General features: G+C 63.7%; 12 protein-coding genes. 5 read left to right on the top strand and 7 right to left on the bottom strand.

Annotated elements, in window-relative coordinates; all coding sequences use genetic code 11:
- Positions 1-126: 126 nt before the first annotated feature.
- Positions 127-507, bottom strand: a complete 381-nt coding sequence (locus OKB81_RS17060; protein ID WP_052816484.1) for a diacylglycerol kinase — start codon at positions 505-507, stop codon at positions 127-129.
- Positions 508-648: 141 nt separating this feature from the next.
- Here OKB81_RS17060 and OKB81_RS17055 point away from each other — a divergent pair, with 141 nt between their 5' ends.
- A complete protein-coding gene (locus OKB81_RS17055; RefSeq protein WP_113977416.1) occupies positions 649-1,713 on the top strand; it encodes a 3-deoxy-7-phosphoheptulonate synthase in 1,065 nt (354 codons plus the stop codon).
- Positions 1,714-1,920: 207 nt separating this feature from the next.
- Here the strand turns inward: OKB81_RS17055 and OKB81_RS17050 are convergent, their stop codons facing one another.
- The 3 genes from OKB81_RS17050 to OKB81_RS17040 form a co-directional block, all read right to left on the bottom strand.
- Complete coding sequence (locus OKB81_RS17050; RefSeq protein WP_113977414.1) at positions 1,921-2,694, bottom strand: ATP-binding cassette domain-containing protein; 774 nt, start codon at positions 2,692-2,694, stop codon at positions 1,921-1,923.
- Positions 2,681-3,688, bottom strand: a complete 1,008-nt coding sequence (gene btuC / locus OKB81_RS17045; protein ID WP_039041213.1) for a vitamin B12 ABC transporter permease BtuC — start codon at positions 3,686-3,688, stop codon at positions 2,681-2,683. Before btuC ends, OKB81_RS17050 begins: the two co-directional genes overlap by 14 nt.
- Before the next feature lie 75 nt (positions 3,689-3,763).
- A complete protein-coding gene (locus tag OKB81_RS17040; RefSeq protein ID WP_160837467.1) occupies positions 3,764-4,495 on the bottom strand; it encodes a substrate-binding periplasmic protein in 732 nt (243 codons plus the stop codon).
- A 112-nt stretch (positions 4,496-4,607) separates the two neighbouring features.
- On the opposite strand from OKB81_RS17040, the gene OKB81_RS17035 reads away from it, so the two are divergent.
- Both OKB81_RS17035 and tapW read left to right on the top strand, forming a co-directional pair.
- A complete protein-coding gene (locus OKB81_RS17035) occupies positions 4,608-4,964 on the top strand; it encodes a DMT family protein (protein ID WP_010675200.1) in 357 nt (118 codons plus the stop codon).
- A gap of 56 nt (positions 4,965-5,020) precedes the next feature.
- Positions 5,021-6,157, top strand: coding sequence for a type IVa pilus ATPase TapW (tapW, locus tag OKB81_RS17030; RefSeq protein ID WP_029314740.1), 1,137 nt, complete (start codon positions 5,021-5,023; stop codon positions 6,155-6,157).
- 62 nt (positions 6,158-6,219) lie between these two features.
- Here tapW and OKB81_RS17025 read toward each other — a convergent pair whose 3' ends face one another.
- The 3 genes from OKB81_RS17025 to OKB81_RS17015 are packed head-to-tail and all read right to left on the bottom strand — an operon-like array spanning position 6,220 to position 9,002.
- A complete protein-coding gene (locus tag OKB81_RS17025; protein ID WP_039041210.1) occupies positions 6,220-6,462 on the bottom strand; it encodes a FeoC-like transcriptional regulator in 243 nt (80 codons plus the stop codon).
- Between the two features lie 45 nt (positions 6,463-6,507).
- On the bottom strand, positions 6,508-8,778 hold the full coding sequence (gene feoB / locus OKB81_RS17020) for a Fe(2+) transporter permease subunit FeoB (RefSeq protein ID WP_104453103.1): 2,271 nt from the start codon (positions 8,776-8,778) through the stop codon (positions 6,508-6,510).
- Positions 8,775-9,002 carry a FeoA family protein gene (locus OKB81_RS17015; RefSeq protein ID WP_010675204.1) on the bottom strand — a complete coding sequence of 76 codons (228 nt, stop codon included), beginning with the start codon at positions 9,000-9,002 and terminating at the stop codon, positions 8,775-8,777. The genes feoB and OKB81_RS17015 overlap by 4 nt, the downstream gene beginning before the upstream one ends.
- Before the next feature lie 119 nt (positions 9,003-9,121).
- Between OKB81_RS17015 and OKB81_RS17010 the strand changes: the two genes are divergently transcribed.
- Together OKB81_RS17010 and OKB81_RS17005 are read left to right on the top strand one after the other, a co-directional pair.
- A complete protein-coding gene (locus tag OKB81_RS17010; RefSeq protein WP_162624635.1) occupies positions 9,122-9,451 on the top strand; it encodes a translation initiation factor in 330 nt (109 codons plus the stop codon).
- Between the two features lie 253 nt (positions 9,452-9,704).
- Positions 9,705-10,262: a TMEM165/GDT1 family protein gene (locus tag OKB81_RS17005; RefSeq protein ID WP_010675206.1), complete on the top strand. Its 558-nt coding sequence runs from the start codon at positions 9,705-9,707 to the stop codon at positions 10,260-10,262.
- The last annotated feature ends 265 nt before the right edge of the window (positions 10,263-10,527 follow it).

Here is a 10,527-nt window from a genome sequence, read left to right as displayed (position 1 = left end):
TCCGGAACCAGTGATTGGTTCCGGATTGTCCTACAGCAGAAGGATCGGTCAATGGATCCTTAACTGATCAGCATTGCGTCGTGACGACGGGCTTTTTTATGTCAGGAGAAAGGTTGCTCTCGTAACCTACCACCAGCCCAGCAGGTTGCGGCCCACCAGGGCGCCCCACACCAGGGCATTGAGGGCCAGAGCGATGAAGACGGCGGCGGAGCCCAGATCCTTGGCGCGGCCCGAGAGTTCGTGATGCTCGGAGCCGATGCGATCCACCACCGCCTCCACGGCGGAGTTGAGTACCTCGACGATCACCACCAGCCAGCTGATGCAGACGAGCAGCAGGATCTCGTTGAGGGAGTCACCTATCCAGAATGCCAGCGGCATCAGCAGCAGGATGAGCAGCAGCTCCTGACGGAAGGCGGCCTCGTTGACCCAGGCCGATTTGAGACCTTTCATGCTGTAACCGGTTGCGTTGATGATGCGGGTGATCCCGGTCGCGCCTGGCTTTGCCACGATAACTACCTCATTTGAAATGGCTTTTGGGTTCACATCCTATCAGAGCCGCCCAAGGTTTCCATCGGGTGACTTTTGCTTTATTTTATTCCCTTGCATTTTGGCATCCCGCCCACCTTATCCACTCGAGAATTGAGTCGTATGTCCATTCACACCGATGAATTGCGCACCCGTCGCCTGGAGGCCCTGATCACCCCCAGCGAGCTGGCGCACGCCTTCCCGTTAACCGACACCATCGCCCAGAACCTGCTGGATGCCCGCCGCCAAGTGGAAGCCATTCTGTCCGGTGAAGATCAGCGCCTGCTGGTCATCGTCGGCCCCTGCTCCATCCACGATCCCGCCGCCGCCCACGAATACGCTCTGCGTCTGAACACCCTGCGTGAAGAGTACAAAAAGAGCCTGTGCATCGTGATGCGCACCTACTTCGAAAAGCCGCGCACCATCGTCGGCTGGAAGGGGCTCATCAATGATCCGCGCCTGGACGGCAGTTTCGACGTCAATGAAGGGCTGAAACTGGCCCGCAAGCTGCTGGTGGACATCAACGAGACCGGCATGCCCACCGCCACCGAGTTCCTCGACATGGTGACCGGCCAGTACATCAGCGATCTCATCACCTGGGGCGCCATCGGGGCGCGCACCACCGAGTCCCAGGTTCACCGGGAGATGGCCTCCGCCCTCTCCTGCCCGGTGGGGTTCAAGAACGGCACCGACGGCAACACCCGCATCGCCATCGATGCGGTGCGCGCCGCCCGTCACAGCCACATTTTCTACTCCCCGGACAAGGACGGCAAGATGACCATCTACCGCACCGCCGGCAACCCCTACGGCCACGTGATCCTGCGCGGCGGCCACCGTCCCAACTACGACACCGCCAGCATCGACGAGGCGTGCGAGGCTCTGGCCCAGGTGGGCCTGCCGGAGCGTCTGGTGGTGGACTTCAGCCACGGCAACAGCATGAAGGATCACCGCCGCCAACTGCTGGTGGCCCAGGATATCTGCGATCAACTGCGCCGTGGCCGCACCGGCATCGCCGGCATCATGGCCGAGAGCTTCCTAGTGGAAGGGCGTCAGGACGTGGAGAACGGCTGTGCCGCCACCTTCGGCCAGAGCATCACCGATGCCTGTCTGTCGTGGAGTGACACCGAAACCCTGCTGGCCATGCTGGCAGAAGCCGCCCAGGTGCGGCTGGACAAGCAGAAAGCCTGAGCAACCACTCAACGCTCTCTCTACCAAAAGAGCCAGGCATCACGGATGCCTAGCTCTTTTCATGTCCACGGTGATTCAATCGCCCCCTTGGCTTCACTCAGCCTCTGCAGGTTTTCAATGCTGTATCCGTAGTCGACAGAGCGGCTCCCTTCTCCCACTTGTTTCAAAAGAATGGGAGAAGGGCTGGGGATGAGGGGGGAGCCCGCCTCACAGGCTCGGCATAAACCAGATGCGGCCGGCCGCCTCGATGCGATCGGTGCGGATCTGGAACACCCGCTCCAGCAGCGCCTCGTCGATGATCCCGACGTCCCCTTCCCCCACCACGCGGCCCTGTTGCAGGCAGAGCACGCGATCCGCCCAGTCGATGGCCAGATTGATGTCGTGGATGGCCACCACCACCAGCAATCCCTGCGCGGCCAGTTGCTTGAGCAGCCGCAGCAGCGCCATCTGGTGATGCAGATCCAGCCCCGCCAGGGGTTCATCCAGCAGCAGCACCCGCCCGGTCGGATTGAGGCTTGGCCACAGTTGCAGCAGGGTGCGGGCGATCAGCACCCGCTGCTGCTCCCCCCCGGACAATCGGCTGAAGTCCCGTGCAAGCAGGGGCGCCAGTTCCAGGGCGTCGCACACATCCGCCACCGCCTGCGCCTGGGCATCGGGGGCCCCCTCCTCCAGCCCCAGGCTCAGCACCTGGAACACCGGGATGTGGAACAGCTGGGGCTGGCGCTGGGGCAGCATGGCGCGCCGCGTTGCAAGCTCGGGCCAGCTCAGGGTCGTGATGGCCTCTCCTCCCAGCAAGACGGCGCCATCGGCGGGCAGCAGGCCCGCCAGGGCCCCGAGCAGGGAGGACTTGCCACTGCCATTGGGGCCGAGCAGGGCCACCAGCTGACCACCGGGCCAGGCGAGATCCAGGGGGGCGAGGCGATGGGGGATGGCCAGGGCACGGGCCTCCAGCCGCCAGGGGGCGGGATCAGCGGGACACATCGGCATCTTGCCTCAGCAGCAGATAGATAAAGAGCGGGGCGCCCACCGAGGCGGTGATGACCCCGATGGGCAGTTCACCGGCGTGCAGCGCCGAGCGGGCCACCAGATCGGCCCCGAGCAGCAGGGCGCCGCCCCCCAGCGCCGAGGCGGGCAGCAGAAAGCGCTGATCGCTGCCACCGCACAGGCGCAGCAGGTGAGGCACTACCAGGCCGACGAAGCCGATGACGCCGCACAGGGAGACCGCCACCCCGGTCAGCAGGCAGACCGCCAGCACCAGGCGTACCCGCATGCTGTCCACGTTCAACCCCATAAGGCGGGCCTGGGTCTCCCCAAGCAGCAGTTGTTGCAGTGCCCGCCCCTGCCAGCAGAGCCAGCCGAGGGTGAGGGGCAGCACCAGCCACCACCAGGCGAGCTGCTGGCTGCCGTAGGCGAGGCTGCCCATCATCCAGAACATGAATTCCCGCAAGGCGCCGTCGTCGGCGAAATACATCAGCCAGGTCATGGCCGCATTGGTGAGGATGCCGATGGCGACTCCGAACAGCAGCAGCCGCCCATGGCCGAGCCGTGCCCGGCGTGCGAGACGGATGAGCAGCATGGTCACCACCAGGGCGCCGCCAAAGGCCGCCAGCGACAGCCCCCAGCCCGGCAGATAGAGCCCGAGCCCCTTGGCCACCGCCATCGCCACCATGGCGGCCAACCCCGCGCCGCTCGAGACGCCGAGCAGGCCGGGTTCCGCCACCGGGTTGTGCAGCATCACCTGGAGCACGGCACCGCCGCAGGCAAGGGAGGCCCCCGCCAGCAGAGCCAGCAGGGCGCGCGGCAGGCGCAGCTCCAGCAGGATGCGCAGCTCCAGATCCCCCAGCGGCTGCCAAGGCAGCAGTACGAACTCCCCGAGGGCGAGGGAGAGCAGGAACAGGGCCAGGGTCAGCAGCGACAGCAGGAGCAGCCAGCGGCGCTGCCAGCGCTGCTGGCGACGGATGAGAGCGAGATACACGGGATCCCCAAGAAGCGAGGCCCGCCGGGGGGCAGGCAGGAAAGCTGCATGATAACAGCGCGTTACCACCCAAGGTCAAGGCTGGTAGGGCTTGGCCAGCGCCGCTATCTCGCCGCTCTCCACCATGGCTAGCAACGCCTGCGCCAGCTTGGGGCCCAGCTCATGGTGGGGTGAGTGCTTGCTCATCCCGAGGTAGAGCACCACCGGGTTGGGGGGCTGGAAGGGCGCCTTGACGAGGCCGGCGTCGTTGCGCTGGCTCAGGGCGTAATCCACCTGGCAGTCGGTCCCTATCATCAGGGGCAGGTGGCCCCGCTCCACCATGCGCTGCAACTGGTCTTCGGTGGGGACCCCGTGCTTGTCGAGCTGGGTGTCGCCATCGAAGGGGGGGAAGTAGGCGGAGTTGAGCACATAGCCTATCTCGCGGCCTCGCAGATCCTCGTAGCGCCTGAGACCGGCCACGGCGGCGGGCTTGCCATAGAAGGCAGGCCGGCACTGGTAATAGGACGGCTGCAGGTAGTCGATGAAGGCGGCCCGCTCCTCGGTGTGAGCCAGCCCTATCATCAGATCCACCTGACCGGTCTGCATCTGTTTGAGTGCCCGTCCCCAGGGCACCCGTTTGAGGGTGAGCACAATGCCGCTGCGTGCCTGCAACTGGCGCAGAATGTCGATATCCAGCCCCTGGAAGTCGTCGTTCTCTGCCAGCATGCGAAACGGCGGCCAGACATCGGTGGCCACCGTCAGGGTCGGCGCACCTTGCGCCCAGCAGGCAAACAACAGACAAAGCGCACCCCAGCTTGTCTTGCCCATCCAGCTTTCGCCTTCTTTTGTTACATCCTTGTGAGCTAAAAATACCCTCAAGCACCACTTATGAAAACCCATGGAGTCGAGATAAAATGCATTGATTTAAAAGGAGAACCTAATGAACCCCATCATGACCAGTATCGGCCTGCTCATCTGCAGCAACGTCTTCATGACGTTTGCCTGGTACGCCCATCTCAAGAGCATGAATCACAAACCCTGGATCATCGCCGCCCTGGTGAGCTGGGGGATAGCCCTGTTCGAATACCTGTTGCAGGTGCCCGCCAACCGCATCGGCCACACCGTGCTCTCCGTCGGCCAGCTCAAGATCCTGCAGGAGGTGATCACCCTCACCGTGTTCGTTCCCTTCTCCATCTTCTATCTGAAAGAAGACCTGAAGTGGGACTACCTCTGGGCGGGTCTGTGCATCCTGGGCGCGGTCTTTTTTGTGTTCCGCGAAAAACTGACCGGCGCCTGAGGCTGTACACTCAAGCCATTCATCATCCCCCAGCCCTTTGAGCGACGAGGCCCCTCATGGAATTGAGAGACATGCTGCAGATCTTGGCCAAACAGGACGGTTCCGATCTCTATCTCTCCACCGGCGCCCCCCCCTGCGCCAAGTTCAACGGCGCCTTGCGCCCCCTCACCCAAGAGCCCCTGGGGCCGGGCGAGGTGGCCCGCATCGCCTACGACATCATGGATCTCGAGCAGAAACAGCAGTTCGAGAAAGAGCTGGAGATGAACCTCGCCATCTCCCTGCCCCAGATAGGCCGTTTTCGGGTCAACATCTTCAAGCAGCGCAATGAAGTTTCCCTGGTGGCGCGCAACATCAAGACCGAGATCCCCCGCTTCGAGGATCTCAAACTCCCTCCGGTGCTCCTCGACACCATCATGGAGAAGCGGGGTCTGGTGCTCTTCGTCGGCGGCACGGGGTCCGGCAAATCCACATCGCTCGCGGCCCTCATCGATCATCGCAACCGCAACAGCGGCGGCCACATCATCACCATCGAGGATCCGGTGGAGTTCGTCCATCGCCACCAGAAGAGCATCATCAACCAGCGGGAGGTGGGGGTGGATACCCGCAGCTTCCATGCGGCCCTGAAGAACACCCTGCGCCAGGCGCCGGACGTCATCCTCATCGGTGAAATCCGCGATCGGGAGACCATGGAGCATGCCCTCGCCTTCTCGGAGACCGGGCATCTGGCCATCTCCACCCTGCACGCCAACAACGCCAACCAGGCGCTGGATCGCATCATCAACTTCTTCCCGGAAGAGCGCAGACCCCAGCTGCTCAACGACCTTGGCAACAACCTCAAGGCCTTTGTCTCCCAGCGGCTGGTGAAGACCACGGACGGCGGGCGCCGGGCGGCGGTGGAGGTGATGCTCGGAACCCACACGGTGCGCGATCTCATCAAGCGCGGCGAGTTTGGCGGCCTCAAGGAGATCATGGAAAAATCCAGGGCCCTTGGCATGGTGACCTTCGACAGTACCCTGTTCGATCTGGTGGTCGAGGGGGTGATCGACGAGGAGGAGGCAGTGAAGAACGCGGACTCCCAGAACAACCTGCGCCTCAAGATCAAACTCTGGCGGGAGAAGGGCCAGATTGGCAACAGCGCGGCGGCGAGCGGCTGGAGCCTGGAGCCCACCAAGGACGAGGGTGACCTCTTCTAAGACCGGGCCCGGCGGCCACGAAAAAGGGAACCCTCGGGTTCCCTTTTGCATATGAGCAGGCGTCAGCCCTTCTGGACCAGCCCTATCTGGCCGGGCTCGCACCACTCGAACGTCACCTCTTCGTGCTTGCCGCAGCAGGAGCCGCCACACAGGCGGCTCTCCCGCTTGGCGACGCGCCCCTTGCGCATCCAGACTCCGAGCATGGCCTCTACCGCATCCTCGGAGGTGTGGAAGTGGCGGGCCAGCGCCCGCCGGCTCACCTTCTTGTGCAGGGCCAGATAGTCCCCCAGTTCACGCAGGATCACAGGATACCCCCCTCTCGGCGCACTCGCCCCTGACCATGAGCCCCTTCACAGGGTCACCACCTTGCGGGCGACGATGTCGCCGTGACGACGCCCCAGCCACCAGAGCAGCACCAGGGAGAGCAGATAGCTCAGGCTCCAGACCAGGCTCTGCGCCGGGTGGGCATCGAAGGTCGCCAGTTGATAGAAGAGGGTGGCGCACAGGAAGGCGACGTAGTTGCACCAGGCGGCGGTGAACAGGGCCCACTGGCGACCGGTCTCTCGTACCAGGGCCCCCATGGCGGCAGCGCAGGGCATGTAGAGCAGCACGAACAGCAGGTAGGCAAAGGCCCCGGCCACGCCGTCGAAGTGGGTCTGCATATTGCCGTAGGTGGAGGTATCCACCTCCTGGGCCTCGGCTGCCGCCTGCTTGTCCTCCAGATCCCCTACCTTGAGCCCCATGGGATCGGCGGGGTCGATGTCCGCCAGGTTGGCGGGAATGGTGGCCAGCGCCGCTTTCAGGCTGCCCAGCAGGGAGTATTCACTCTCCTCCTCATCACCGGCGCCGCCAGCGTAGAGGCTGTTGAGGGTAGCGACCACCGCCTCCTTGGCAAAGATGCCGGTGAGGATGCCCACCGTGGCCTGCCAGTTGTCGTCCCGCACGCCTATGGGATGCAGCACCGGGGTCATGGACTGGCTCAGCTTGCTCAGCACCGAGTTCTCCTGATCCTGGTTGCCGAAGCTGCCGTCGGTGCCGAGGGAGTTGAGCACGCTCAGCACCGCCACCATCAGGACGATGGTCTTGCCCGCGCCGAAGATGAAGCCCTTGAGTTTCTGCCAGGTGCGCAGCCCCACGTCCACCGGACGGGGCCACTCGTAATCGGGCATCTCCATCACCATGGAGTCGCTCTTGCCCGGCAGCAGGGTGCTGCGCAGGAAGAGGCCGGTGAGCACCGCCACCAGGATGCCGAACAGATAGAGACCGAACACCAGGTTCTGCCCCGACTCGGGGAAGAAGGCCACCGCGAACAGGGCGTAGACCGGCAGACGGGCACCGCAGGACATGAAGGGCGCCATGGCCGAGGTCATCAGCCGCTCGCGCTCCGACCCCAGGGTCCGGGTTGCCATCACCGCGGGCACGGTGCAGCCAAAGCCCATCAGCATGGGGACGAAGGCCTTGCCGGGCAGGCCGAGGCGACGCATCAGGGCATCCACCACGAAGGCGGCACGGGCCAGATAGCCGGAGCTCTCCAGCACCGCGAGGAAGAGAAAGAGACAGCCCACCACGGGGATGAAGGTCGCCACCGTCTGCAAACCGGCACCCACGCCGTCCGCGAGCACGGCTCCCAGCCAGTCGGGGGCATTCATCAGCCCCAGCAGGTGGTGCACCCCGTCCACGAAGAGGGCCCCCCCGAGGATGTCGAAGAAATCGATGAAGGCGCTACCCACCTTGATGGCGAACATGAACATCAGGTACATCACCAGCAGGAAGAAGGGGATGCCCACCCAGCGGTTGAGCAGCACCCTGTCCAGCCGTTCGCTCTGGGCGACGGTGAGCTTGTCCTGATGGCGGCACGCCTGCTGGCACCAGTGGTGGATATGGCCGTAGCGCAAATCAGCGAGTTGCAGGTCGATGTCCTGGACGTGGTGGGCGCGGCTCACCACGTTGTCGGCCGCCGCCTGCTGCCCCGCCGCCAGGGTCTCCTGCATGGCGATGTCTTCCTCCAGCAGGCGCAGGGCGCGGCCACGGCGATGCAGATGATGGGGGGCGAGCAGGGTCTCCAGCTCGGCGATGTCCCCCTCGAGGGGCTGACCGTAGTCGAGCACCAGGGCGGGCTGGGACTGACCGATAAACTGGTGGATCCCCTCTTTGAAAGCCGCCACCTGCTGGCGATTGTGGGCCGAGAGCGACACCACGGGGCACCCCAGCGCCTTGGCGAGCAAGGCCTCGTCGATGGTGATGCGCCGCTTTTGCAGCAGATCCATCTTGTTGAGCACCACCACCATGGGCAGCCCCAGCTCCCGCAGTTGCAGGGTGAGGTAGAGGGAGCGCTCCAGGTTGGCGGCATCGATGACGTTGAGCAGCAGATCCGGCTGCTGGCGCTGGACGAAGCGACTGGCGATCTGCTCGTCCAGGCTCGCCTCCTGGTTGGCCAGGGCATAGATGCCGGGCAGGTCCACCAGGGTGTATTCCTGCCCGCGGGCAGCAAAGGCCCCCATCTTCTTGTCGACGGTGACCCCGCTCCAGTTCCCCACCTGCTGGCGGGAGCCGGTCAGGGCGTTGAACAGGGAGGTCTTGCCGCTATTGGGATTGCCCACTGTGACCAGGTTGTAGCTCATACCGGCTCCACCTCGATTTGCTGGGCCAGACTCCGCTGCATGGAGAGGCAGATGCCCTGGCACTGGATCTGGAGCGGGTCCCCCAGGGGGGCGGCCCGCAGATAGAGGATCTCGGTCTGGGGCAGCAGCCCCATCACCATCAGCTTGCGCCGCAAGGCGCGGCCAAGGTGGTTCATGTGCGTGATGCGAGCGCTCTGTCCCGGCGACAGCTCTGTGAGTACCATGACGGGCTCCTGAAGTTAAACAAGAATAATTCGCTTTTAATGGGGGGATTATAAGCTGTGCCCTCAACATTTATTTGCGTAAAATCAAACTCCGCTTAGCTAACCGACAAAGTATTGCCATGAGTCACGACAACAACAGCCGCCTGGTCTACAGCACGGACGGCGGCATGATCAAGGAATCCGCCCCTACCCAGCACGCCTCCCCCTTCCCCGCCGACGGGGTCGTGCGCATCCGCCGCGAGACCAAGGGACGCAAGGGGGCCGGGGTCATCAGCATCCACGGCGTTCCCGCCGACCAGCAGAAGGCCCTCGCCACCCTGCTCAAGAAGAAGTGCGGTACCGGCGGCGGTCTCAAGGAGGGGATCATCGAGATCCAGGGGGACAAACGGGACCTTATCAAGGCCGAACTGGAGAAGGCCGGCTTTCAGGTCAAGCTGGTGGGGGGATAATTCCCCATCCCGCGCCTTGCCTCACCGGGGGTTTTTCCCTAGAATGCCCGCTCCCATCGAGGGGGAGTAGTCTCGCCACGGACCCGTTTCGTGCGCGATCCTGATCAACATACTTGGTGCCAACTCACCATGGTCAGGGTGATCCGGGCAATGCCGGATTTGACAAGACCTTTGACGGGCCAGTGCCAAAACCGGGGACGGATGGTGCAAGCTTGTCTCTGGTTTATAACAATTCCGTCCCCCGGTCATTTTTATGGAAGCCTTGTTAACCTCAACCATCAGCGTTGCCATCGCCGAGATCGGCGACAAGACACAGCTGCTGGCCCTGTTGCTCATCTGTCGTTTTCGCAAACCCTGGCCCATCATCGCCGGCATGCTGGCTGCCACCCTGCTCAACCACGCAGGGGCCGCCTGGATAGGGGAATTCATCAGTCGCTGGATGGATCCCAAGGTGATGACCTGGCTGGTCGCTGGCGCCTTCATCGCCATGGCCGCCTGGATCCTGGTGCCGGACAAGATGGACGATGAAGAGAGTTCCCTGGACAAGTACGGCCCCTTCATGGCCACCTTCGTGCTCTTCTTCATCGCCGAGATCGGTGACAAGACCCAGATAGCCACCGTGCTGCTGGCAGCCAAGTACGACTCCCTGATCCAGGTGATCACCGGTACCACCCTCGGCATGATGCTGGCCAACGTGCCCGTGGTGCTGCTCGGCAAGCTCGGGGCCGACAAGCTCCCCCTCAAGGGGATCCGCATTGCCTGCGCCATCCTCTTTGCGGGGCTTGGCATCTCCACCCTGATCTTCGCCTGACCTCCATAGAAGCCGGCGGGGGATCAGCGTGAGCACTGATCGCCACCGCCGCCCCGGACGTCCTTCAGGCCCCCTCCTCACGGCGGGGGCCTTTTTAGTGCAAAGACATGGCCCCGTGCCGCGACCTGTGTCGCAGCGCCAACGGCGCCCCTGCCCCGAGACGCGGCGCCGTGCCATAATGCCTTATCTTTGGTTCATCGCGGCTTTCCGGGGAAGGCCGCCTTGATTTTCAGAAAAAAGTATTCTGAGTCCCTAAATCCATATG

The organism is Aeromonas sp. QDB56 (assembly GCF_027705505.1).
In the GTDB taxonomy this organism is placed as follows: Bacteria; Pseudomonadota; Gammaproteobacteria; order Enterobacterales; family Aeromonadaceae; genus Aeromonas; species Aeromonas caviae.
Note: the sequence above shows the minus strand (reverse complement) of the source record. Positions and strands in the feature narration are given on the sequence as shown.

Bases quoted from the DNA above. Each gene is read 5' to 3' on its own strand.
- OKB81_RS17055 (WP_113977416.1), top strand. From the start codon at position 649: ATGTCCATTCACACCGATGAATTGCGCACCCGTCGCCTGGAGGCCCTG.
- OKB81_RS17050 (WP_113977414.1), bottom strand. From the start codon at position 2,694: ATGTGTCCCGCTGATCCCGCCCCCTGGCGGCTGGAGGCCCGTGCCCTG.
- OKB81_RS17040 (WP_160837467.1), bottom strand. From the start codon at position 4,495: ATGGGCAAGACAAGCTGGGGTGCGCTTTGTCTGTTGTTTGCCTGCTGG.
- OKB81_RS17035 (WP_010675200.1), top strand. From the start codon at position 4,608: ATGAACCCCATCATGACCAGTATCGGCCTGCTCATCTGCAGCAACGTC.
- tapW (WP_029314740.1), top strand. From the start codon at position 5,021: ATGGAATTGAGAGACATGCTGCAGATCTTGGCCAAACAGGACGGTTCC.
- feoB (WP_104453103.1), bottom strand. From the start codon at position 8,778: ATGAGCTACAACCTGGTCACAGTGGGCAATCCCAATAGCGGCAAGACC.
- OKB81_RS17015 (WP_010675204.1), bottom strand. From the start codon at position 9,002: ATGGTACTCACAGAGCTGTCGCCGGGACAGAGCGCTCGCATCACGCAC.
- OKB81_RS17010 (WP_162624635.1), top strand. From the start codon at position 9,122: ATGAGTCACGACAACAACAGCCGCCTGGTCTACAGCACGGACGGCGGC.
- OKB81_RS17005 (WP_010675206.1), top strand. From the start codon at position 9,705: ATGGAAGCCTTGTTAACCTCAACCATCAGCGTTGCCATCGCCGAGATC.